The organism is Natrinema salifodinae (assembly GCF_900110455.1).
GTDB lineage: Archaea > Halobacteriota > Halobacteria > Halobacteriales > Natrialbaceae > Natrinema > Natrinema salifodinae.
Window position 1 is genome coordinate 38,597 of record NZ_FOIS01000004.1, and the last position, 22,726, is coordinate 61,322.

Annotated in this window: 25 protein-coding genes; 13 read left to right on the plus strand and 12 right to left on the minus strand. The window is 67.8% G+C overall.

Annotated features, from left to right (window positions below):
- Window positions 1-17 precede the first annotated feature (17 nt).
- The gene (locus BMY29_RS21175; RefSeq protein ID WP_160290120.1) at window positions 18-176 is read right to left on the minus strand and encodes a hypothetical protein; all 159 of its coding nucleotides are present in this window, start codon (window positions 174-176) and stop codon (window positions 18-20) included.
- Window positions 177-327: 151 nt separating this feature from the next.
- Between BMY29_RS21175 and BMY29_RS14540 the strand changes: the two genes are divergently transcribed.
- Window positions 328-1,080, plus strand: coding sequence for a sulfite exporter TauE/SafE family protein (locus BMY29_RS14540; RefSeq protein ID WP_049991545.1), 753 nt, complete (start codon window positions 328-330; stop codon window positions 1,078-1,080).
- Window positions 1,081-1,310: 230 nt separating this feature from the next.
- Here BMY29_RS14540 and BMY29_RS21465 read toward each other — a convergent pair whose 3' ends face one another.
- The 3 genes from BMY29_RS21465 to icd form a co-directional block, all read right to left on the minus strand.
- Window positions 1,311-1,895 (minus strand): hypothetical protein, encoded by a 585-nt coding sequence (locus BMY29_RS21465; protein WP_241471316.1) that lies wholly within the window; start codon window positions 1,893-1,895, stop codon window positions 1,311-1,313.
- Between the two features lie 134 nt (window positions 1,896-2,029).
- The gene (locus tag BMY29_RS14550) at window positions 2,030-2,485 is read right to left on the minus strand and encodes a GNAT family N-acetyltransferase (protein WP_049991544.1); all 456 of its coding nucleotides are present in this window, start codon (window positions 2,483-2,485) and stop codon (window positions 2,030-2,032) included.
- A gap of 189 nt (window positions 2,486-2,674) precedes the next feature.
- Window positions 2,675-3,937: an isocitrate dehydrogenase (NADP(+)) gene (gene icd / locus BMY29_RS14555; RefSeq protein ID WP_049991543.1), complete on the minus strand. Its 1,263-nt coding sequence runs from the start codon at window positions 3,935-3,937 to the stop codon at window positions 2,675-2,677.
- A gap of 283 nt (window positions 3,938-4,220) precedes the next feature.
- Here icd and BMY29_RS14560 point away from each other — a divergent pair, with 283 nt between their 5' ends.
- The 3 genes from BMY29_RS14560 (at window position 4,221) to map (ending at window position 6,632) form a co-directional block, all read left to right on the plus strand.
- Window positions 4,221-5,213 (plus strand): isoaspartyl peptidase/L-asparaginase, encoded by a 993-nt coding sequence (locus BMY29_RS14560; protein WP_049991542.1) that lies wholly within the window; start codon window positions 4,221-4,223, stop codon window positions 5,211-5,213.
- A 324-nt stretch (window positions 5,214-5,537) separates the two neighbouring features.
- The gene (locus tag BMY29_RS21615; protein ID WP_275041258.1) at window positions 5,538-5,660 is read left to right on the plus strand and encodes a hypothetical protein; all 123 of its coding nucleotides are present in this window, start codon (window positions 5,538-5,540) and stop codon (window positions 5,658-5,660) included.
- A gap of 75 nt (window positions 5,661-5,735) precedes the next feature.
- A complete protein-coding gene (gene map / locus BMY29_RS14565) occupies window positions 5,736-6,632 on the plus strand; it encodes a type II methionyl aminopeptidase (RefSeq protein WP_049991541.1) in 897 nt (298 codons plus the stop codon).
- A gap of 142 nt (window positions 6,633-6,774) precedes the next feature.
- Here the strand turns inward: map and BMY29_RS14570 are convergent, their stop codons facing one another.
- Complete coding sequence (locus BMY29_RS14570; protein ID WP_049991540.1) at window positions 6,775-6,975, minus strand: DUF7835 family putative zinc beta-ribbon protein; 201 nt, start codon at window positions 6,973-6,975, stop codon at window positions 6,775-6,777.
- 252 nt (window positions 6,976-7,227) lie between these two features.
- On the opposite strand from BMY29_RS14570, the gene BMY29_RS14575 reads away from it, so the two are divergent.
- Window positions 7,228-7,773, plus strand: coding sequence for an HIT family protein (locus tag BMY29_RS14575; RefSeq protein WP_049991539.1), 546 nt, complete (start codon window positions 7,228-7,230; stop codon window positions 7,771-7,773).
- A gap of 108 nt (window positions 7,774-7,881) precedes the next feature.
- On the opposite strand, the gene BMY29_RS14580 is transcribed toward BMY29_RS14575, so the two are convergent.
- Together BMY29_RS14580 and BMY29_RS14585 are read right to left on the minus strand one after the other, a co-directional pair.
- Window positions 7,882-8,118 carry a glutathione S-transferase N-terminal domain-containing protein gene (locus tag BMY29_RS14580; protein ID WP_049991538.1) on the minus strand — a complete coding sequence of 79 codons (237 nt, stop codon included), beginning with the start codon at window positions 8,116-8,118 and terminating at the stop codon, window positions 7,882-7,884.
- Between the two features lie 97 nt (window positions 8,119-8,215).
- Window positions 8,216-9,469, minus strand: a complete 1,254-nt coding sequence (locus tag BMY29_RS14585; RefSeq protein ID WP_049991537.1) for a tRNA (N(6)-L-threonylcarbamoyladenosine(37)-C(2))-methylthiotransferase — start codon at window positions 9,467-9,469, stop codon at window positions 8,216-8,218.
- A 264-nt stretch (window positions 9,470-9,733) separates the two neighbouring features.
- Between BMY29_RS14585 and BMY29_RS14590 the strand changes: the two genes are divergently transcribed.
- Genes BMY29_RS14590 through BMY29_RS14610 form a run of 5 tightly spaced genes read left to right on the plus strand, consistent with a single transcriptional unit; the run spans window position 9,734 to window position 16,050 of the window.
- Window positions 9,734-10,840, plus strand: a complete 1,107-nt coding sequence (locus tag BMY29_RS14590) for a M48 family metallopeptidase (RefSeq protein ID WP_074854803.1) — start codon at window positions 9,734-9,736, stop codon at window positions 10,838-10,840.
- Entirely contained in the window at window positions 10,837-12,558 is a 1,722-nt protein-coding gene (locus tag BMY29_RS14595; protein WP_049989640.1) for a DUF4129 domain-containing protein, read from the plus strand. Before BMY29_RS14590 ends, BMY29_RS14595 begins: the two co-directional genes overlap by 4 nt.
- Window positions 12,555-13,310, plus strand: a complete 756-nt coding sequence (locus BMY29_RS14600; RefSeq protein ID WP_241471268.1) for a DUF7269 family protein — start codon at window positions 12,555-12,557, stop codon at window positions 13,308-13,310. Before BMY29_RS14595 ends, BMY29_RS14600 begins: the two co-directional genes overlap by 4 nt.
- Complete coding sequence (locus BMY29_RS14605) at window positions 13,307-14,641, plus strand: DUF58 domain-containing protein (RefSeq protein ID WP_049989641.1); 1,335 nt, start codon at window positions 13,307-13,309, stop codon at window positions 14,639-14,641. The genes BMY29_RS14600 and BMY29_RS14605 overlap by 4 nt, the downstream gene beginning before the upstream one ends.
- Entirely contained in the window at window positions 14,638-16,050 is a 1,413-nt protein-coding gene (locus BMY29_RS14610) for a hypothetical protein (RefSeq protein ID WP_049989642.1), read from the plus strand. The genes BMY29_RS14605 and BMY29_RS14610 overlap by 4 nt, the downstream gene beginning before the upstream one ends.
- Here the strand turns inward: BMY29_RS14610 and BMY29_RS14615 are convergent.
- Window positions 16,036-17,010: an AAA family ATPase gene (locus tag BMY29_RS14615; protein WP_049989643.1), complete on the minus strand. Its 975-nt coding sequence runs from the start codon at window positions 17,008-17,010 to the stop codon at window positions 16,036-16,038. The genes BMY29_RS14610 and BMY29_RS14615 overlap by 15 nt on opposite strands.
- An 88-nt stretch (window positions 17,011-17,098) precedes the next feature.
- Window positions 17,099-17,458, minus strand: coding sequence for a DUF7471 family protein (locus tag BMY29_RS14620; RefSeq protein WP_049989764.1), 360 nt, complete (start codon window positions 17,456-17,458; stop codon window positions 17,099-17,101).
- Between the two features lie 213 nt (window positions 17,459-17,671).
- Between BMY29_RS14620 and BMY29_RS14630 the strand changes: the two genes are divergently transcribed.
- On the plus strand, window positions 17,672-18,199 hold the full coding sequence (locus BMY29_RS14630; protein ID WP_049989645.1) for a winged helix-turn-helix transcriptional regulator: 528 nt from the start codon (window positions 17,672-17,674) through the stop codon (window positions 18,197-18,199).
- Between the two features lie 63 nt (window positions 18,200-18,262).
- Here the strand turns inward: BMY29_RS14630 and BMY29_RS14635 are convergent, their stop codons facing one another.
- Window positions 18,263-19,282: an AI-2E family transporter gene (locus BMY29_RS14635; RefSeq protein WP_049989646.1), complete on the minus strand. Its 1,020-nt coding sequence runs from the start codon at window positions 19,280-19,282 to the stop codon at window positions 18,263-18,265.
- Between the two features lie 117 nt (window positions 19,283-19,399).
- On the opposite strand from BMY29_RS14635, the gene BMY29_RS14640 reads away from it, so the two are divergent.
- Window positions 19,400-20,143 (plus strand): DUF547 domain-containing protein, encoded by a 744-nt coding sequence (locus BMY29_RS14640; RefSeq protein WP_049989647.1) that lies wholly within the window; start codon window positions 19,400-19,402, stop codon window positions 20,141-20,143.
- A gap of 163 nt (window positions 20,144-20,306) precedes the next feature.
- Here the strand turns inward: BMY29_RS14640 and BMY29_RS14645 are convergent, their stop codons facing one another.
- Both BMY29_RS14645 and BMY29_RS14650 read right to left on the minus strand, forming a co-directional pair.
- Window positions 20,307-20,741 carry a universal stress protein gene (locus tag BMY29_RS14645; RefSeq protein WP_074854837.1) on the minus strand — a complete coding sequence of 145 codons (435 nt, stop codon included), beginning with the start codon at window positions 20,739-20,741 and terminating at the stop codon, window positions 20,307-20,309.
- A gap of 314 nt (window positions 20,742-21,055) precedes the next feature.
- Window positions 21,056-21,811: an amphi-Trp domain-containing protein gene (locus BMY29_RS14650; protein WP_049989649.1), complete on the minus strand. Its 756-nt coding sequence runs from the start codon at window positions 21,809-21,811 to the stop codon at window positions 21,056-21,058.
- A 94-nt stretch (window positions 21,812-21,905) separates the two neighbouring features.
- Between BMY29_RS14650 and BMY29_RS14655 the strand changes: the two genes are divergently transcribed.
- Window positions 21,906-22,724, plus strand: a complete 819-nt coding sequence (locus BMY29_RS14655) for a hypothetical protein (protein ID WP_049989650.1) — start codon at window positions 21,906-21,908, stop codon at window positions 22,722-22,724.
- Window positions 22,725-22,726 lie beyond the last annotated feature (2 nt).

Sequence of the window (22,726 nt, forward strand, 5' to 3'; positions counted from 1 at the left end):
ACGTCGTCCTCGCGTCGCTACGCCGGCAGGGCGGCGACCAGCTCGAAGAAGACGAGCAGACCGAGGACCGTGACAGCGGTCGCGATCGCGAGCGGGAGGTGTATCCGGACGGTCCGCTGCAGCGTCTCTACCGCGACCGTCGCGGCGTTCGCGGGGAGGCGGATTTCCTGTGCCATACTGTCACGCCCACGGACGAGGACTTGAAACTCAGTCAGACATCCGACAGACGCCGCGCTCACGTGTAGACGGGTCGAGCCTGGTATCCGAACCGATACGACTGCAAGGAAAGTGCTTACCCCCTCGAATCGGCTCGCTTCGTCCGGAAGCGTGGTCGCCACCGAACTCCTGCTCGCCCTTACCGCGCTGTCGTTCCTGGGCGGCGTGATCGTCGCCACGATCGGCCCCGGCGGAATCCTCATCGTTGCCGGGCTGTACCTTCTGACGCCGCTCTCGAGCGCCGAGGTTGCGGGCACCTCGAGCGCGACCTTCACCGTCGGCGCGGTCCTCGGGAGTGCAGTTTACGCGCGGTCGGGCGAGATCGACTGGCCGATTGCGGGCGTCGTCAGCGCCGCGGCCGCCGTCGGCACCTGGTTCGGCGTGCAGGCCAACGCATTCCTCTCACGACGGCTCTACGGCCTGATTCTGGCGGCGATGCTCGCGGTCGTCGGCTGCAACATCGTCTATCGGGAGTGGCGAAACCTCGAGCCGCGGGTCGAACTCGGACGCGCCGGAAGCGATCTCCTGGCGTTCGTAGGAATCGGCCTGGTGATCGGCGTGTTCGGCGGCCTCCTCGGGATCGGCGGCGCGGCGCTGTCGGCCCCGGCGCTCGTCCTGGTCGGCGTGCCGATGCTCGTAACGATTGCCATCACCCAACTCGTCGTGGTCGTCACCGCGCTGTTTACGGCGCTGAACTATCTGCGTCTCGACGCCGTCGTCGCCGGATTGTTCGTCCCACTCACGGCCGCGTACCTCGGCGGCGTCGGGGTGGGCTGGTGGCTCGCACACCGGATCGACGCCGGCCGATTGAAACTCGCGCTCGGCGTCGTCCTGCTCGGCCTGGCGCTCTCGTTAGTCGTCTGATCCGATACTAGAGACGTCGGTCCCGCCGTCGGGGCCGATTTTCGGTATCGGTATCGAAGGTGCGGCCGTTCTCGGTGCGCCGTTCGACGAGGAAACGGCCGATCCAACGCGCGGGTCGTGGTTGTCCACGAGTCGGGCGTCCGCAGATCGACGATCGCCGGCATCTGCAACCTGCTTCGAAAAGTGCGGACCGGCGAGCGACTCTGACTCGAACCCGTGGAGACGCCCCGTCAGAGGATGAGGAGCACGACCAACTGCTTCGCGGCGAGAAACAGCGCGAGGGCGTAGACGAGGTCGATCCAGAGGAACCGCAGCAGGTTCACGACCTTCGAGACCGCGACGAGCGGGTAGCCGACGAGCTTCAGCGGGCTCGGGGTCGACTGCGACTGCTCCCAGAGCGCGTCGGTCGCGACGGCGTTCGGGAACGTATGCGAGCCGACGGCGGCGCCGAGCCAGACCGGCACCCACCAGAAGCGTACGTCGCCCTCGAGCAACGGCACGCTCAGGATGAACGCGGCGAAGGCGACCGCCGAACAGATGAAAAACGGCATCAGCGTAACGGCGAACGCGCTCCGGTAGTCGTCGATGTCGTAGAAGTCGACGGCGACTTCGCCCGACTCGTCCCCGCCGAGTTCGACGTCTCGTCCCTCGAGAGCGTCCTCCAGTTCGTCGTCGTCCATCTCCTCGAGCGCTTCGGCATCCAGCCGATCGACCGGCACGCTGTATTTCCGGACGTAGTGGTTCTGGACGATCCCGTTGAGCAGCATGCCCGGGTACGTAACGATGTTGAATAGTAGTCCGATAATTGCTGACATCCCGATCCGGTATCGAGAACAATATACGATTAAATTTGTAATTCGTATTTACTTTCAGGAGTGTTTATACCTCTCCGCTTTGGTTTCAAGACCCGAGTCGTCCGTCCCGCTGCAAGGCCGTGGACGACGAGCGATCACGCGAGCGATTTTCGCATCTCGACGTGGGGAATCCCCGCCTCCTCGAACTCCTCCCCTCGGCGTTCGTAGCCGAGGGAACGGTAGAATCCAGCGGCGCGGGTCTGCGCGTGGAGTTTGATGCTCTCGAATCCCTCGACGCCGGCCCGCTCCTCGAGAGCCAGCATCAGCGCGCGGCCCACGCCCCGCTCGCGATGCGACTTGCGGACGGCGACGCGTTCGGCCTTCCCGACCCCGTCCTCGTACTCGCGGAGCCTGGCCGCGCCGACCGGCTCGGCGCCGTCGTAGGCGACGAAGTGGACGGCCGTCGCATCGTGTTCGTCGTACTCCTCGTCCTCGTCGACGCCTTGCTCCTCGACGAAGACCGCCTGGCGGACTCCAAAGGCGTCGTCGCGCGCCGGATCGTCGTCGGCGACGCGGACGTCGATCTCAACTGCGTCTGCAGATTCCTCCATCGGGAGTGCGTAGGAAGAGCGGTACTGAGAGCGTTACGACACGGACCGGACGGACGCGGACTTCGAATCGGTGCGACGACGGCGCCGCGCGAACGGCGAAGAAAATCAAGAGTGAGACGGATCCGAGACGTCGTTTTACGAGAGGTTCACGATAGTTGCGCGGTTTTTACCGCGCGAGTGCGAGAACTCTTAGGAGAGGTTCTCGATGTTGTCGACGACTTCCTCGGCGTACTCGCTGGTGGCGAGCTTCTCGGCGTCGTCGAGCTGGCGCTCGAGGTCGTAGGTGACCTTGCCCGAGGAGATGGTCTCCTCGACGGCGTCGCGGACCAGGTCGGCGGCGTCGTCCCAGCCGAGGTACTCGAGCATGATGCGGCCCGAGAGGATCATGGCAGTCGGGTTGACCTTGTCCTGGCCCTCGTACTTGGGCGCGGAGCCGTGGACGGGCTCGGCGAGCAGGCGGCCGTCGCCGAAGTTGGCGCCAGGCGCGATGCCGAGGCCGCCGATCTGGGCGCCGGCGGCGTCGGAGAGGTAGTCCCCGTTTAGGTTCATCGTCGCGATGATGTCGTAGTTCTCGGTGCGGGTCAGGAGCTGCTGGAGCATGTTGTCCGCGATGCGGTCGTTGACGACGACCGCGTCGTCGGGCGCCTCGCCGTCGCGCTCCTCCCAGAGGGTGTCCTCGGTGATGACCTCGTCGCCGTACTCCTCTTCGGCGACCTCGTAGCCCCAGTCGCGGAACTGGCCCTCGGTGAACTTCATGATGTTACCCTTGTGGACCAGCGTAACCGAGTCGCGGTCGTGCTCTAAGGCGTAATCGATGGCGCGGCGGACCAGGCGCTTCGTGCCGAACTCCGTGATCGGCTTGACGCCGATACCGACGGGGCCGTCGTGGATGACGTCGTCGGCGCCCATCTCCTCCTCGACGAACTCCTTGACCTGCTCGACTTCGTCGGAGCCCTGCTCCCACTCGATGCCGGCGTAGACGTCCTCCGTGTTCTCACGGAAGGTGACCATGTCCATCTTCTCCGGCTCGGAGACGGGCGACGGAACGCCGTCGAGGTGGTAGGTCGGCCGGACGTTCGCGTAGAGGTCGAGCAGCTTGCGCAGGCCGACGTTCAGCGAGCGGAAGCCGGCGCCGACGGGCGTCGTCAGCGGGCCCTTGATCGCGACGCGGTGTTCCTTGATGGCCTCGACGGTCTCGTCGGGCAGGTTCTCGTCGTACTTCTCGCGAGCGGACTCGCCAGCGTAGACGCGCATCCAGTTGATCTCGCGACCGGTCGCCTCCGCGGCGGCGTCGAGGACCTTCTGCGCAGCCGGGCCGACGTCGCTTCCGACGCCGTCACCGTAGATGATCGGGATGATCGGGTTGTCGGGCACCTCGAGCTCGTCGTCGGCACCCTCTTTCAGCGTGATCTTCTCCCCCTCGTCGGGAACCTCGATCTTGTCGTAGCTCATCTCGTCTAGACGGTGCTGCGACCGGGGGTAAAAGGTCTACCATTTCCGTTTCGGACCGGCAAAAGTTGAACGATACCTGACCGCGCCGCCACCGCTGATACCGGGAGCTAACGGCTGGAACGCGGGTATGCGGGCGAAGACGTCGTTCGTCACCCTATATAAACATTCGTTGAACGACGGGGGGATTCGCGGGAGATTCCTCATTTCTCGCCGCGGAATCAGCGTCGTTCCGGCGCGGCGAATCCGCGAAACCTGTTAGGTCGGCGTCCCGACAGGGACTCGTATGCAGGTGCTCGTTCACGGCGGTGCCGGCAGCGACCCCGACGATCCGACGACCAGGCGCGACCGACTCGAGACGGCGGCCGACGCGGGCGCGGAGGAATCGTACCCGGTCGACGCGGTGGAGACGGCGGTCCGCGTCCTCGAATCGGACCCGCTGTTCAACGCCGGCGTCGGCAGTGCGGTCCAGAGCAACGGCGAAATCCGGTCCGACGCGGGGCTCATGACCAGCGACCGGGCGGTCGGCGCCGCCTGTTCGATGCCGGGTGTCGAACACGCGGTCAGCGTGGCCAGGCTCGTCATGACGGAGACGCCCCACGGCTTCGTCTCGGGGGACCACGCGGTCGAGTTGGCCGAGGCTTACGGGATCGAGACCGAGGTCGACCTCTGGACGGACCGGACGCGCGAGAAATGGGCCGATCTCGACGTCCCGACCGGCGACCGCGCGGACGAACTCGCGTGGGTTCGCGATCGGTTCGGGCGCACGGATCCCGGCGGCCGCGAGGGGGACGCGGAGAATGGAGACGACGCGGAGCGAGCCGACGAGGTGGACGCGCGGAGCGAAGCGATCGACGACCCCGGGCGCGACCACGACACCGTCGGCGCGGTCGCGTTCGACGGCGATCGCCTGGCGGCGGCGACATCGACCGGCGGTCGCTGGCTCGCGCTCGCCGGCCGGGTCGGCGACGTGCCGCAGGTCGGAGCCGGCTTCTACTGCTCGCCCGCCGCCGCGGTCAGCGCCACGGGCGCCGGCGAGGACATCGCGCGCACGACGCTGGCGCGGCGGGCCGCCCGGCACGTCGAGCGGGGACGCGACGCCGAAACGGCGGCGACGCTCGCGATCGAGGAATTCGCGGAACTCACCGGGTCGACCGCCGGCGTGATCGTTCTCGACGCGCGCGGAACCCTCGGCTCGGCGTACAACAGCGCCGCCATGCAGACCGCGCGGAGCGAAAAGCCGTCGTCGCGACCGCCGTCCGAGACCCGAGACCGGTGATCCACCCGCCGGGTACGCGCCCGTATCGTCGGTCTCGACGGTCGACGAACGGCGGTCGCGGCTCCCGAACGGCCGTCAGCGTGCCAGTGACTGGCCGCCCGGTCGGCTGGCGTCTCTCACGCCAGGCGGGACGACGCGGCCGCCGGGTATAACGCGTGGCGACCGTTTCACGCGATCGAGCGTCCGGCTGCGCCGTTTCGTGCGTAAACGGTCGATTCCGATGGTCGTTCGTTCATCGTGGTGATCACGGCGTGGATCTTTCCCAGCCCGTTTCGACGATCGTCGTCAGGTACATTTATTATCGACGTATTCGTGGGGTCGACCATGCTACGAGCGCCGCAGTACGCCGCGCGCCGCTGCCCGCGGTGTGACGTGACGCTGTCGAACGTTCAGGGCGTCGCCGCCTGTCCGGAGTGCGACTGGGTCGACGAGGACGCCGAGCGCTGACCGCACAGCGGCGCGCACGGACATCGACGGTCGGGAGACGGAACCTCTTTTTGTCGACCGGTACAACCCCGGTGCATGGCCGAATCCGAGGTGGACCTCGAGTCCGAAAAGTACGAGAAACACCGCGAGGCGGGCGAAATCCTCGCGCAAGTGCGCGACGAAGCGGCCGAGCGCGTCGAGGTCGGCGTGAGCCACCTCGAGGTCGCCGAGTGGGCCGAAGACCGCATCCGCGAACTCGGCGGCGAACCCGCCTTCCCCGTCAACATCTCCGTCGACGAGGAGGCGGCCCACGCGACGCCGTCGATCGACGACGACACCTCCTTCGGCGAGGAGATGATCAACCTGGACATCGGCGTCCACATCGACGGCTGGCTGGCCGACACCGCGATCACCGTCGACCTCTCCGGGAATCCCGAACTCGCCGAGGCCCCCGAGCAGGCCCTCGAAGCCGCGCTCGACATCGTCGAACCGGGCGTCGACACCGGCGATATCGGCGCCGAGATCGAAGACGTCATCGACGGCTACGGCTACAACCCCGTCGTCAACCTCACCGGACACGGCCTGGACCACTGGGAGCAACACACCAGCCCGAACATCCCGAACCGGGCCGTCTCGCAGGGGACGACGCTGGAGGTCGGCGACGTCGTCGCGATCGAGCCGTTCGCGACCGACGGCGGCGGCAAGGTTACGGAAGGGGCCAGCGAGGAGATCTTCTCGCTCGAGCGCGAGGGTAACGTCCGCAATCGCCAGGCGCGCGAGGCCTTAGACCAGATCACCGAGGAGTTCCGGACGCTTCCCTTCGCGACGCGGTGGCTCGAGACGGATCGCCCGGAGATGGCGCTGCGTCGGCTCAAGCGCAACAACATCGTCCACGGCTATCCGGTGCTCAAGGAGGACGACGGCTACCTCGTCAGCCAGAAGGAGCACACGATCATCGTCACCGAGGACGGCTGCGAGGTCACGACGAAGTAAGACGGAACGTCGTCGCAATCGCCGACCGGTCGTAGTACCGGTCGGACGAACCGGGAGAGCAATGAAAGAGTCGGGACGGCGGGAGACCGGGCAACGGGCGTCGATTTTTCGATTCCGTTACTGCGGGCGGTCGGAGCCGCGGTCAGGCGTTGTTCATCCGCTGGCTCGACCGATTCCCACACCGCTGGCACTCGGCCACGCGGTAGGGCTCGCGGGAGAACTGCGCGTTCTCCTGTTTGAGACTCTCGGTCCGAATCTGGACCGAAACCTCGTGGAGCGTCTCCAGGTCGCATTCTTCGCAGTGCTCGGTCATCCCGTTGAAGGAGTCGTCGGTCGTTGCCATTACCGGATTACTTGCAGTAGCCCTATCTTAAACCCACGCTTCATTTTGAGCCGTGAGTCGTGAAAATCGCAAGACGGCTTTACCATCTTCATAAAACCCTCTGAGAGCGTTCTATATCGTTTATTGAACGTTCTCTAGTCATTTCATTTGAATGGTGTCTTCTCGTAACACACTTTTGCCGGAGAATATAACCGAAAACACCACCAGCGGTCGGACTGAAACGCTTTAGGCGCGTCTCGAATGGTATCCGGTATGGACCAGGTGTTCGCACCGTGGCGAATCGAGTGGATCCGACGCGACGAGGGAAATCCGGACATCGAGGACTGCGTCTTCTGTGAACTCCCCGCGTTCGACGACGACAGAGAGCACCTGATCGTCGCGCGCAGCGAGCACGCGTTCGTCATGTTGAACAACTACCCGTACAACCCGGGCCACGCGATGGTGATTCCGCACGTCCACACCGGCGACTACACCGATCTCGACGACGCGGTCCTACTCGATCACGCCCGACTGAAACAGCGTGCGTTCGACGCCCTCGAGGTCGCGCTCGAACCGGACGGCTTCAACGCCGGGTTGAACCTCGGCGACGGCGCCGGCGGCTCGATCGACGACCACCTTCATACTCACGTCGTCCCGCGGTGGCAAGGCGACACCAACTTCATGCCCGTCCTCAGCGACACCTCGGTGATCGTCGAGGCGCTCGAGGAGACCTACGATCGCGTCCGCGACGCGTTCGCCGCTCAGGAAGGCGCAACCGTTCCCGACGAAGAGAGTGCAGTCGTCTTCGCGTTCGACTAGTGCGACCCGCGGTCGCGAACCCCGACACGGGGATGCGGCCGCGATTGCCGAGACGGTCGCGGACCGACGGCGATCGCCTGGCGAGTAACGGACGCTCGATCCGACGGCTCAGGCGTACGTCGTCTCGAGGTACTCGAGGATGCGGTCGGATTCGGCCATCGTCACGCCGTACTCCTCGTCGACGACGACGGGGACCTGCCGTTGCCCGGAGACGCGCTTGACCTCGTCGCGCTCCGAGTGGAGACCCTCGACCCAGGCGCTCTCGTAGTCGACGTCCAATTCATCGAGGCGATCCGCGACGCGCTCGCAGTACGGACAGCCGTCTAGTTGGTACAGCGTGAGCATAGCTCACGATACGGAGCGGGACGCCAAAAGGGTACGTCCCACGTCGAGCGGCCGATCGGCGCGCTCGATCGCGGATGCCGACCGCGTCGACGGAGCGTCAGACCGGCTCGCCGAACGCGTACATCGTCTCGTGGGCCGTGATCTCGAGGTCGACGAAGTCGCCCGGTTCGAGCCCGTGTTCGCTGGCGTTTTGAACGATGATCTGCCGGTAGGCCGAGTCGCGACACTTGACGGAGTCGCCGGTGCCCTCCTCGACGACCAGAACGTCCTCGCGGCGCTGTCCGACCATATCCGCGTAGGCGTCGGCGACGAGGTCGCGCTTGAGTTCGCTCATCTCCTTCGAGCGTTCCTTCTTGATCGTGCCGCCCAGACCCTTCATCTCGGCGGCGTCGGTGCCCGGCCGCTTGGAGAAGCGGGTGACGTTGATCTTCTCCGGACGGGTCTCGCGCATGAGCGCCAGCGACTGCTCGTGGTCGTGCTCGGTCTCGGTGGGGAAGCCGACGATGAAGTCCGTCGAGAGCGTCCAGTAGTCCAGATAGTCGTCGAAGGTCTCGACGACCTCGACGTACTCCTCGACCTGGTGCTGGCGGCGCATGTCGCCGAGCACGTCGTCGCTCCCCGACTGGACGGGCGCGTGCAGGAAGTCGTAGAGTTCGTCGTACTCGGCGAAGACCGCGGCGAGCTCCTCGCGGATACCGTGGACGCCCTTGGGGTTCGCCATCCCCACGCGGACGCGGAAGTCGCCCTCGATCTCGCAGATCCGCTCGAGCAGCCGGTGGAGCTTCCGTTCGCCCTCGTCCCAGCCGTAGACGCCGGTGTCCTGACCCGTGATGCGGATCTCCTTCGCGCCGGCGTGGAGCAGCGCGCGGGCCTTCTCGACGTTCTCCTCGATCGGCGGGGAGTCGATCTTGCCGGTCGCCTTCTTGGTGATACAGTACGAACAGTCGGACATACAGCCCCGCGCGATCGGGAGGATGCCGACGACGCCGTCGAGGATGGGTTCCGCGTCGGGGGTCGTCGTCGGACACTCGCCGTTGGTGACGGCCTCGGGGACCTCGTCCCAGTGGAGCACCTGGCCGTCGATCTCGGCCTCGCGGAACTCCTCGCCCTGGGCCAGAGCCATGCAGCCGGTGATAAAGAGGTCGGCCGTCTCGTCGGACAGTTCCTCGGCCCGGCGGAGCATGTTGCGCTCGGTCTTCTCGACGACGGTGCAGGTGTTCAGGATGGCCACGTCGGCCGTCTCAGGGCCGTCGACTCGGTAATGGCCCGCGTCGCGGAGCCGCCGCTCGATCTCGCGACTCTCCCCGCGATTGGACGTGCAACCGTACGTTTCGATGTGATATCGGGCCATTCGTCGTTGCACCACTGTCGGGCGCGGGAGGCCAAAAGCCCGACGGATCCGGACCACGGGTGCGGCGTTCCGTCACGGTCGGCGGTCGCAACCGGCGGCGACGTCGGGACGGTTTCGAGCTGAGCTGGCGTGTCGCCAGGCGATCCGCGTCCCCCGGCGCTCGCGAATCGCGACCGACGAACTGCGAGCGCGAAGTGGATATCGAGTGGAATTTTCTACGAAAATTTTTGACCCCGGGGTCGAAAACGAGTGGTAACGCCCTCCATGAGCTTCCGCCGCCGCATCTGCGCCGTCCTCGGCGTGTTCGTCGCCGTCAACGCCGCGTTCGTCCTCGCCCTGCTGTGGGCCTACGGGGTCTTGCTGCCCGGCATCGTCGGCGGCACGATCGTCTACTTCCAACACGGGACCGTCGGGATCGACTTCCTCCGACTGCCGGTGTCGTGGCCGACGGCCCTCCTGCTGGTCGCCGCCTTCCTCGCGGCCCAACTCTACTACGGGTACAGACGCGTCCTCGCGGGGACCCGCGGCGCCGACGGCGACGCGGAGCACGCCGTCGCCCGCACCGTCCGCCGCCTGGCGATGATCGCCGACGTCCCGGAACCCGCCGTCCGCGTCGTCGATGACACGGAGCCGAGCTGTTACACCGTCGGCCGGCTGACCGACGCGACGATCGTCGTCACGACCGGCCTGGTCGAGGCCCTCGACGCCGAGGAACTCGAGGCGGTGCTGGCCCACGAGATCGCCCACGTCGCCAACCGCGACGTGACGCTGATGACGATCACGACGCTGTTCGTCGAGATCGCCGATCGCGCCTACCGCGGAGCGCGGCTCGCGCGCCGGGCCCTGGCCGACCCCGACGCGCTGTCACAAAGCGGCCGCGCGGCGCTGTATTGGTTCCTCCCGCTGGTCGCGCTGACGTACGTCTTCGTCGCGCCCATCCTGTGGGTGTTTCCGACGATCGCCGCCTGGGCGACCCGGACGCTCTCTCACGCCCGCGAGTTCGCCGCCGACGCCGCGGCCGCCCGGATCACCGGCAACCCGCTCGCGCTCGCGACCGCATTGCTGACGCTGGCCGAGACGACCCCTACGCCGGCGACGGACCTCCGGACGACCGGGATCCGCGCGCTGTGTATCACCCCGATCGAGCCCGTCACGGGGGCCGAGACCGCGTCGCCGCCCCGAATTCGGCGACCGACCGACGGCGAAAAACGGCGCGAGCGCGTGACCGCCTGGCTCGAGGGCGCGACGCCCGCGGGACCGATCGGCGGCGGGGCGTCCGAGACCCACCCGCCGGTCGAGCGGCGGGTCCGCCGGCTCAGCGAGCTAGCGGCCGACCTGGCGACGGCGGGAGCGACGGGGAGACAACCGTGACGCGGACCCGCCGGCTCCTGTTCGTCGCCGGCTGCCTGTGCTGTCTGCTCGCGGTCGCCAGCGCGCTTCCCGCGGCCGACCCGCGGCTCGACGGGCCCGTCGACCGCGGCGGCGAGCCGGTCGCGGGCGACTGGGAATCGATCGACGATCTCCCCGAATTCGAGACAGAGCCGCCGGAGGACGCGGCCGAGCGCGAGAGCGACTCGGAATCCCCCACCGCCGACCCGGACCTCGAGATCGACGGCGAGATCGAACCCGGAAACGAGGTGACGGTCAGAACCGAGCGCGGCGTCAATCGGCATTTCGGCCATTCCGACGAGCGGACGGTCGCTGTCAACGGCGAAAACGTCACGGCGACCGATCGGTTCGGCGACGCCAACGTCACCGTACCCTACGCCGAAGAGATGACCGTCTCGGTGCCCGCCGACAACCAGTCGCGGACCGTCGACGTGCCGACGAACGCGACGATCGAAGTCCACGATGCGGCGGCGCCGGCCCGCGAGATCGAGATCTCGGCCGCCGTCGGATCGACCCCCGTGACCGACGCGACGGTGTACCGCGACGGCCAGGCCGTCGCGACGACCGATGGGGACGGCGACGCGACGGTGCCGCTGCCCGAATCGGCCGGTTCGGTCGACCTCCGCGTCGATCGCGGCCCGGTCGCGGGCGAGCGGACCGTCGACATCCCCGAACCGACGGTTCGATTCGTCTCTCCGCTGTTGTTCCCGGGTTCGCCCGCGCCCGTCCAGGTGTCGGCCGACGGGAGCGGCGTCCCGAACGCGACGGTCTCGCTCGAGAGCGGCGGGTCGGCGACGACCGGCGACGAGGGCCGGGCGCTGCTCTGGCTGCCGATCGACGACGGCGCGACCGTGACGGCCGAGGTCGGCACCGAATCCGCGACGGCGACCGTCGGGAACCTCTACCTCCGGCTGACGGCGATCGTCGTGCTCGTTCCGGGGTTCTGTCTCGGCGGCCTGCTGACCTACGCCCGCCTGGTCGCCGCCTCCGATCGACGGCGCGGCGCGGGAATCGCCGGGCTGTTCGTCGCGCTCGCGGACCTCTTCGCGGGCGTCTCGGACCTGATCGGGGACCTGTTCGGTGCGCTCGGCGGTCGCATCCGGTCCTGGAGCTGGCCGTCGCTTTCGATCTCGCTGCCGAGTCCCTCGGTCCCCGGGTCCGCCGCCGGCGGCTTCGGGATCGGGTTCCCCGCGCTCGGGGCGGCCATCGCCTCGTTCGGGGGCGCGGTCGGGTCGCTTCCGTCGCTGGGGTCGCTCGTCCGATCGCCGACCCGACCTCGCGAATCGCCGCTCGGCGACTGGTTCGGGACGAACGACGACGAGGTCGACGAGTCGGAGACGTCCCCGGCCGAAGCCGATCCGGGCGGGCCTGGCCTGGCGGCCGAGCCGCTCGCCCCCCGGAGCCCACGCGCGGAGATCCGTGCGGCCTGGCACGCGTTCGTGGATCGACTCGAGCTCGGCGATCGAGAGACGGCGACCCCCGGCGAGGTCGCCCGCCGCGCGCTCGCCGCCGGCTATCCGGCCGCCCTCGTCGCTCGGCTCGTCGCGATCGTCCGCGAGATCGAGTACGGCGGCCGCGAGCCGTCGCCGAATCGGGTGACGGACGTCCGGGCGACGGCGAGCGAGCTGCTCGATATCGACCCAGACGAGGATCCAGACCCGGATTCGGACGCTGATTCGAACGGGGAGGGATCGACATGAGTCGACGCCCGCCATCGGGGTCGTCGGGGCCGTCGGGATCGTCGGGAGACCTGCTCGCCCGATTCGGCTCGCTCGATCCGGAACGGGTCGCGACCGCGCTCGTCGCCGGCGGCGCCCTCGTTGCGGTCGGCGCGGTGTTGCTCGGCGGCTTCGTCCCCTCCGTTCGCCCGCTCGCCTGGCTCCTGTATCCGCTGGCGGTGTTGCTCCCCGTGTTCGGCGTCCTGATCGCGGCCGTTGCGTGCTGGTGGGCCTGGACGGGCGACCGGTCAGCCGGCACCGAAATGCTCGAGGGCCCGCCGCCGGAGACGGCCGTGACCGCCACGGAGTATGCGGTCGGGCGGGAGACGGAGCAGACGCTCACCGACGCCGCGGACGCCTGGTACGGCTGTCGGCCGGACGAGTCGGTCGCGGACGTTCGGGGACGGCTCGTCGAGAACGCGGTGCGCGTCATCACGACGAAACAGGGGCTCACGGCCGGCGAGGCCCGCCAGGCGGTTCGATCGGGGACGTGGACCGAGGACCCAGTCGCGGCCGCGTTCTTGGCGGAGGAGTCGTCCCAGCCCCCGAACGAGCGGCTGCGCGCGGCGATCGATCCCGGCGCGGCGTACTACCGCCGCGTCCACCGATCGGTCGCCGCGATCGAGGCGCTCGACGGTGGCGAAGACGGGAACGGACAAGACGGCAGAGAGCGGCGTGGAACGGAACCGAACCGCGCCGGATCGAAACCGGCCGACGTGGAGGTGGCTCGATGACCGATCGCGACATCGATCGAGTCGGACGGGGCGAACTCGCCGCCGCCGCGACGCTGTCGATCGCGGGTCTCGGGCTCGCCGTCGGGAGCCAACTCCTCGTCGCCGCCGCCACACTCCCGCTGTGGTACGTCGCCGCGGCCGTTCTAGGAACCCGCGAGCAAGCGATACTTCGCGTCCGGCGAGAGCTATCGAGTAACAGCGGCGACGAAGACGGTCGGAGCGCGACCTCGGACGAGATCACCACCGGCGACCCGGGCGATACCATCACCGTGCGGACAACCGTGCAAAACGCCGGCTCGGAGCCGATCGTCGACCTGCGCGCGGTCGACGGCGTCCCCGAGGAACTGCCAGTCGTCGCCGGCACGCCCCGGACGTGCGTCACCCTCGACCCGCTCGAGACGGCGACGATCGAATACGAGGTCGAACTCCGCCGCGGCGACCACGCGTTCGACGACCCTACGATCCGGACGCGCGATCTCACGGGGACGGTGACCGAGACCTGGTCGGCCGACGCGGCCGGCGACGACGCGGTCCGCTGTTCGCCGGTCGTCGAGACGGTTCCGCTCGGCGGCGGCACGAACGACTACGCGGGCGAGGTACCGACCGACGAGGGCAGCAGTGGCGTCGAGTTCTACTCCGTCCGCGAGTACGAGCCTGGCGACCCGGTCGGCGCGATCGACTGGCGACGGTACGCGAGCACGCGGGACCTGGCGACCGTCGAGCACCGCGCCGAGCGGGCGACGCGGATCGTCTGCGTCGTCGACGCCCGCGACAGTCAGCACCGAGCGGCGACGACGGCGCGGCCGCCCGCGATCGAACTGTCGGCCGACGCCGCCGAGCGAACGGTCGCGGCGCTGGTGGCCGCGGGTCATCCCACGGGGGTGGTCGGCGTCCACGAGAACAGGTTGACGACCGTCCCGCCGGGGACCGATCCCACGACACGACGGCAAACGTCGCGGCTGTTGGACGCGATTCGGGGATCCGAACGGCTCGGCTACTGGTCCCCGTTCCGGACGGCGACGACCAACTCCATCGCCGACATCGATCGGACGCTCCCTGGCGAGGCACAGGTGTACCTGTTCTCCTCGTTCGTCGACGACGAATCGGTCGCGCTCGTCGAGCGGCTCCGGGCGCAGGGGTACGCCGTCCGCGTCGTCTCGCCGGACGTCACGGCCGACGCCGACGACGCCGCGACGCGACTCGCGGCGCTCGACCGCGGGACCAGGCTCGCCCGGGCTCGCGCGGCCGGTGCCGGCGTGATCGACTGGGACCGCGATCAACCGCTGGGGCTCGTTCTCCGAACCGCGCTCGGGGAGGTGAGTCGCCGATGAGCATCGGCGCTGACGCGGCCACCGGCGCGGGCGCTGACGCGGACCGGCTGCCGCCGGCGACGGCGTGGGCGATCACCGTCGCTGCCGTCGTCGGCACGCTCGGACTAATCGGGTACGAGCCGCTGGTGGCCGTCGGCCTCCTCCCGGGGCTCGGACTCGCACTGGCGCGGTCCGGCTTCGACGGTTCCTACGCCCGCGTGACGCTCGCATCGGCGTTCCTCCCGGTCGCCGTCCTCGGTACGATCGCCGTCGCCGCCCTCGCAGGCGGGCCGGTTTCGGGCCTCCTGACGATCGCGGGAACGGTCGTCGGCGCCACCGCGCCTGGCGTCGTCACCGGTCGGTCGACGACGACCGCGTTTGTTCGAGCGGGCGCGGCCGCACTGTGCGCCGCCGTCGTCGGCGCCGGGGCGGCCTCGATCGCGGTCAGCGTCGAATCGCTGGGCGGCGTCCGACCGGTAATCGCGACGATCCTGTGGCTCACCGGCGAGGGTCCCACGGGGCTGCTCATCGCGATCGGCGCCGCCGGCGCCGCGGCCGTCGGCAGTCTCTTCGTCGTTCCGCCGGCGGCGTTCGCCCGTCCGAGCGGGCGGGGGTCGTACGTCCGGACCCGCAACGCGGTCGCCTGGTCGATCGCGATCGCGACGGCGGTCGTCGTCGCCGGCCTGGGAGCGGTCGTCGTGCTCTCGGGATTCGTTCCGCCGCTCCAGCCGCTCGTCGCGGCGCTCGGCGACAGCACCGTCGGTCGCAGCCTCGCGACGGGCGCCGTCGGAGTGGGCCTGGCCGTCGCTCTCTACGGTGCGGTCGTCCGCGCCTCGTGGCTGCACTCGACCGAGCCCGGTAACGCCGTCGTCCCGATCGTCGTGGGCGGGGTTGCCGGCATCGCGGTCCCGTTCGCGGCGATGGTGGGTGTCGGCGTCGCACCGATAGACGCGGCCGCGCTGTTCGGCGTGACGGCGGTCGTGCTCGGGGTCGGCTGGCTGGGTGCCTGGGGCTACGCGGACGCGGTTTCGATGGGCCACGCGCCGAGCCGTGCGACCGCCCTCGCGATTGCGCTCGCGGTCGGCGGCGTCGGCGCCGCCGCGAGCGTCGAGGTCGCCGCGCTCGACCTCGAGACGGCCCGAGCCGGCGCTGCGACGTTCGTCGCGCTCGCGGCCGGTACGTTCACCTACGACGTCGGGCAGTACGGCCTGGCGCTCACCCGCGAGGTCGGCGCCGAGGGCGCCTCACGGCGACCGCAACTCGTCCGGCTCGGCTGGAGCGGGGCGGTGGCCGTCGTCGGGGTTCCCGTCGCGAGTCTCGGCGTGCTGGGGGCGGCGGTTCTCGCGCCGACGCTGTCGATCCCGGCGACGGCGGGCGTGATCGCCGCCGTGACCGCCGTCCTCGGCGGCGCCTGGTTACTGTTCCGCTGACGCCGCGGGCGGTTCCATCGCCGGCACCGCGACGTCGTCGAGGACGGCGTCGACGATCGTGCGCCGGGAGACCCCGTCGACGCTCGCCTCGGGAGTCAACACGAGACGGTGGGCCAGCGCGGGGCGGGCGATCCGTTTGACGTCGTCCGGGACGACGTACTCGCGGCCGTCGAGGACGGCTCTGGCGCGGCTCGCTTCGAACAGCCGCTGGACGCCCCGCGGCGAGACGCCGACGTCGACGCGGCCGTCCGCTCGGGTCGCCCGACAGACCGAGCCGATATAGTCGCGGACCGGCCCCTCGACGGTGACGGTTTCGGGGGTGCGCTGGAGGGACAGGACCGCTTCCCGGTCGACGACCGGTTCGACGGTCGGGTCCGGCCGGTCGCGGTCGGCCCGACGGTCGATCAGTTCGCGGGTGCCCTCGGCGTCGGGGTATCCCAGCGAGGTCTTGATCATGAACCGGTCGCGCTGAGCCTCGGGGAGTTCGAAGGTCCCCTCCTGTTCGACGGGATTCTGCGTCGCGATGACGACGAAGGGGTCGGGGAGGTCGTGGGTCTCGCCGTCGACGGTCACCTGGCCTTCCTCCATGGCCTCGAGCAAGGCGGCCTGGGTCTTCGGCGGCGCGCGGTTGATCTCGTCGGCCAACACGACGTTCGCGAACACCGGGCCGGGCGTGAAGTGGAACTCGCCGGTCTCCTCCTCGAAGACGTACGAGCCGGTGATGTCGGAGGGCATCAGGTCCGGCGTAAACTGGATCCGGGCGAACTCGAGGCCGAGCGCGGTGGCGAACGACCGCGCCGTCAGCGTCTTGCCCGTACCGGGCACGTCCTCGAGCAGCACGTGCCCGCGGGCGAGCACCCCCGCGATGACTTCCTCGAGGACGGTTCGGTCGGCGACGACGGCGGAGAGAATCTCGTCGACGACGGCCTCCACCGTCGCCGCGGCGTCGGGGACTGACATACCGATACCGTGTCCTACGAAAACTTATATCTCCCGACGGCCGACACGATCGCCGTTGCCGTCGTAGGGCCGTCGAACTCGACCCGTCTCAGTCGTCGAACCCGGCTGACGCGGCGTCGTTCGACGGGCCGCTCCGATAGACCGCGTAGAGGACCAGCACCGCGATCAGGAAGTCGAACCCGTGTTCGACGAGGTGGTGGACCGTCATCGGGATCAGGCCGAGGACCGTCCCCAGGCCGGTCACCGACCGGACGACCAGAACGCCGAGGACGATCGTGATCAGGAGATACCGGAAGGTCCGGCGCCGGGAGTAGGCGACCAGGCCGGCCACGAACAGGGCGGTCGTCCCGAGCACGGCCAGGACGATGACGGCGATGAGGACGGGGGCGAGCTGGGGGTTCAGCCAGTCGCCGAAGAGCGCCGCCGGCGTCGACGGTGTGAGCGTCATGCGATCGATACCGGACATGGGCGAGACGGATACCTATTCGCTTCGGTGCGTCGCGCGCTCCCGCTTCGGCGACTTCCCCGGACGCTCGTGTGCGCGTGAAAACGCCGACCGGGGCGCGACCCTCGGTTCTCGACGCCTGGGAACGCCCCGAACCCGTTATATGTCCCCCGGCGCTACCGACGAGACGACCCACGGGACGGGCACTCGCTACCGATGACCGACACACGACAGAAGATCCGCGCCCACGTCGGCGCGAACGCCGGCGTTCACTTCAACGAACTCGTTCGGGAGTCCGACTTCGCACCGGGTCAGGTGCAGTATCACGTCCGGCGACTGCTCGACGACGAGCGGCTCGTCCGCGAGGAGTTCTACGGTCGGACCCACTACTACCCCCCGAAGTACGACGCGTGGGAGCGGGCCGCGCTGGCGTTATTCCGTCGGGAGACCGCCCGCGAGATCGTCGTCTACCTGATCGAGCACGAACCGGCCGCACCAGGCGACGTCGCCGACGCTCTCGGGATCGCACGCAGTACGCTGGAGTATCATCTGGATCGCCTGGTCGAACACGGAATCGTCGAGAAGCGCTACGACGATCGCAACCGGGTCCAACTCGAACTCGCTGCGCCCGAAGCGACGGGCGAACTCCTGACGACGGTGACGCCGACGGTCCCCGATCGGTTCGTCGATCGGTTCACGCGGCTCGTCGACGAGTTGCTCGCGGGGACCGGCAACTCGCAGTAAGGACATCGCGTTTTCGACCTCCATAATCGCCGCCGTACAGCCCGCAGCCGTCGCTTTCCGTACTCACTGCATTCCGGGCGTGTCCTCGAGCCGGTCGTAGTGGTCGTTCATCACGGATAGCGTCGCGATCAGCGCGCCGAGGACGACCGGGCCATAGAACAGGCCCATGACGCCGAAGGCGTAGACCCCGCCGAGGACGCCGAGGATGATGACCGCGGGGTTGAGTTCGGCGTACCGGTCGACCAGAATCGGCCGGAGGTAGTCGTCCGAGAGGCCGACGACGACCGCGCTGTAGGCGAACAGCGCCGCCGCCAGCAGCGGCTCGCCGGTCAGGAAGAGATACCCCACGGCGGGCCCCCAGATGAGGAACGAGCCGATGAGCGGGATCAGCGAGAGGATGATCATGACGAACGTCCAGAACGCGGCGTTGGGAATTCCGGTCGCTAACAATCCGAGACCGGCGATGGTTCCCTGGATGATCGCGATCAGTACGTGGCCGGCGAGGACCGCCCACATGACCTCGTCTAACTTCCGATAGAAATCGTCCTGCGCATCGTCGGGCAGCGGCGTCAGTTCCCGCAGCCAGGCCAACAGATCGCTGCCGTCCTTGAGCAGGTAGTACAGCAGGAAGATCGCGAGCCCCAGCCCGATCAGGGTGTGCGTGATCGTGCTGAACCACTCGGTCGAGCGCTCGAGGACCACCGTACCGGCGCTCTGTGCGGCGTCGGCGAGCGCCGACGGGAGGTCGACCGACTGTCCGGTCTGTTCCTCGATCGCCCGCTCGAGTTCGATCAGTTGGAGGTCGTCCGTGTTGACCCGCTCGAGGAGTCGCCTGGCGTCGCTGGCGACCGCCACGCCGATGGCCAGCAGCGGGACGACGAAGCCGGCGACCGCGAGCCCGACGAGCCCGAAGGCGGAGATCGACGGCGAGATGCGGTTCTCAAGCCGTTTCTGGGCCGGATAGAGGACGTACGCGAGGAGGATGGCCCCGAGGACGTACTGGAAGAACGGGAGCACGAGCAACAGCGAGAGGTACACGAAGAGGGCAACGAGGACGAGGAGAAATCCCTTACTGAGATTCACATCGGTTATTTGCACCGTACCCGAGATAAAACTACGGCCGTAACTTATCTCCAGTCGGGACTGTCGTAATCACCCGTCACACGGCTTCAAGGGTCTGGTTCGCGAACGACTAGTTGGATGTCGACCCAGCTCGATCCTCTTTCGCTCTCGGCCGATCTCCTGTATACGGTCAAGACCGAGGGCGACGCCGAGCCGTTGCGGGAGCACCTCGCGACGCTCGAGCGATCGCAGCTGGAGCGGGCGCTGTCCAGCCGCGAGGGGAAACTCGCCTTCTGGCTCAACTGTTACAACGCGTACGCCCAGCTCCTGTTGGAGGAGGAAGACGACGATCTGTTCGACGGCGGGCTGGTCAACCGCTGGAAGTTCTTCGCGCGCGATCGGATCCCGGTCAGCGGGGCCTGGCTGAGTCTCAACGACATCGAACACGGACTGCTCCGTAGTTCGAAGCATTCCTGGGGATTCGGCTACCTGCCGCGCCTGTTCCCCTCCTCGTTCGAACGGCAGTTCCGCCTCCCGGAGTGCGATCCCCGGATTCACTTCGCGCTGAGCCACGGTGCCGAGCACTGTCCGCCGATCGCCGTCTACTCTCCCCGCGACGTCGACGAGGAACTCGACATCGCCATCGAGTGGTTCTTAGAGGAGAACGTCACCTACGACGCCGAGGGCGACACGGCGACGATCCCGCGGCGCTTCCGGCAGTTCCGCGGCGACTTCGGCGGGCGACGCGGCATCGTCGACTTCCTCCGCGAGTACAACGCCGTCCCGGACGACGCCGACACCAGGCCGTCTCTCGAGTACGAACGCGTCGATCGGTCCGCGGAGCTCGACGTCAATTTAGAGGGCGACGAAGTCCGCCCGTAGTCGGCGTCGACGCGTCGCGAACTCGTCGCCGCCTCGCGATCGGTTCGTCTCGTCGGCACGCGGTGACCGCATTCGTAACGATACCAGTAGTTGGTAAGACGGTTTCTTTATTCAGCGTGAGGAGTGAAACTCGCGTTCAGTATAGATGAAGGACATTGCAGTGCTACGGAACGATCGTCACGGGAACGGACGATCTTTTTACGACGGCTTTCGCCACACTACCGAGTAATGCTTCCTCCATACCGGATCGGCCACGACTGCCCATGACGATGTGATCCACTCCCATGTTCTCGGTATATTCGAGGATTTTCTCATCAGGCGCTCCCGCCTCAATCACTGTTTTGATTTCACGGTCACGTGCTGCACCCTTGCTACGGTACTCGTCAAAGATCTGTTCGATGACTTCACGTCGCTCCTGCTCGATTTGTCGAGATTTCTCGTAGTCAAACCCCTCAGCGCGCACCTGGTTGAACACGGTGAGCGGATTGAGGACGTGCAAGAGAGTTATTGTCGGCTCCGGTATCTCTTCTAAAACGTATTCAAAGGCGCTCTCAGAACTGGATGAGGAGTCTACCGGAACGAGGATATGCTGTTCCATGTCTATCATTCGCTCCGAATGGGCACCAATCTTTCCATTGGGTGTAATATATAGCACAGATTCGAATGAAACAGACACATTCGTGAACATTAATAAGACTGTCGTGCTAAGATACTCAGACATCGGTGTGTGCTGCATACGCGCCTTGTGTTCGGCACGATACTACGGTTACATCCCGTATACGATGAATCCGTCAGCGGTCAATACCACACGTACTTATCAAACCGCCCGACTCAGTTTCAGATAATAATTCTGAATAAAGAAACCGCGCTACTATCTACTGATACCGAGACGCGATTACGGCCGCGCCCGACTCACTCGTCTCGCGCTTTCCGTTCGATGGTCGCTGTCGGCGCGCTGCGCATCACGCTCCGGGCCGCTCGCTCGGCGTTCGACCGCGAGGCGTACCCTTCGCCGCTGTCGGCGACGATGTTCCCGTTCCAGTGGACCAGGCGCCAGCGCCACTGGCCCGCTCTGTCCTCGTAGACCTCGAAGCGGCTGGTCCGACCGGTCTCGGCCGGCTCTCCCGGTTCAGTTTCGGTTTCGGCCTCGGCCTCGGCTCCGCTGTCCGCGTCCGTAGCGGCCGTCTCGTCGGCGCCGGCCGCCGCCTCGCCCTCGCGGCCCCCCTGATCGGCCATCCTTTCGAGCGGCATCACCGCCGCAGCGGGATCGACGTCCCGGTGCTCGTCCTCCCCCTCATCCTCGCCCTCGGCGCGGGCCTGGCCCGTGCCCGACTCGTCCGGTTCCCGATCGGAGACCCGCACGCTCGTCCCGTCGGGGTCGTCCCACTCCAGTTCCAGTTCGAGTTCGCCGACGGGCGGCTCCGCCGCGGCGTCGCGCTCGGCCTCGAACTCGGCGACGACGCGCTCGGGAACCGCAATGTGTGCGGTCCGATCGTCGCTGTCCATGCGGACGGGACGGCCGTTCTCGAACGCGGTCGCGAACTCGCGGAAGACGGCGGCGAGGTCCGCGCGGTCGTACGCACGCTCGAGTTCGAACTCGGTGGATTCGCCTCCGTCGTCCGCGTTCGATTCGTCCGGTCGATCGGCGTCGTCGGGTGTCTCAGCCATAGCGGCGCTACGACGGACGGCGAGTTAGTGGTTCGTGTCACCGCTGACCGCCGTAGTCGGAGCGTTTTTGTCGCCGCGCTGTCTTCGCTCGGCCGTGACTTCCCGCGACCGCCAGGCCGACCGAGCGGCGGTGTTCGACCGCGACGGACACGCCTGTTGCCACTGCGGCACCGGCGACGACGCGACGCCCCTCCGAACGTACGCCGTCGACGGCGTTTCCGACGCCGGCGACCGAGAGCAGGATCGGGCCCACGAGAGCGCGCTCGTGACCGTCTGCGGAGACTGCTACGCGACGCTCGACGCACCGCCCGCGGCGGACCCGATCAGGGACGGCGAACTATTTCGCATCGTCCGCGAGACCACGCGGGTCCAGAGCGCGACCATCGCCGACGTGGCTTCGTTCGCGTCGCTCGCGACCTCGCTACCGACCCTCGACGCCGAGCCTGCCGACGCGGTGGCCGAGTCAATCGCGGAGTACCGCCGCACCCGCCGCGACGTGTCGCTCGCGCTCGATATCGTCACCGCTCGCCTCGAGCGACTCGACGCGATCGAGGAGAACGCGTTCGACCCCGAGGTCCGAGCTGCGCTCGCGGCCTTCGCCGAGACGGCGGCGACGCTCCAGTCGACGCTCCGCAAGGTCGTCGCGCTCGGCGAGACGGTCGCGAGCGGGCTCGATCGCTGTCACGGCTGTTTCGAGCGACTCGAGAGCGACGGCGAGAGCGGTGGCCGCCGGACGGCGTGTCCGGTCTGCGGGCTCGCGGCGTCCGAGACGGCCGACTGGGAACGAGACGGTATCGTCGCGTTCGACCGGCTGTTCGCGACGATCAACGAGACGCTGCAGGACGCTGCCGCGACGACCGAGACACTGACGACGCAGACGACGACGCTGGCCGAACAGCTCACGGCTCAGTGAAC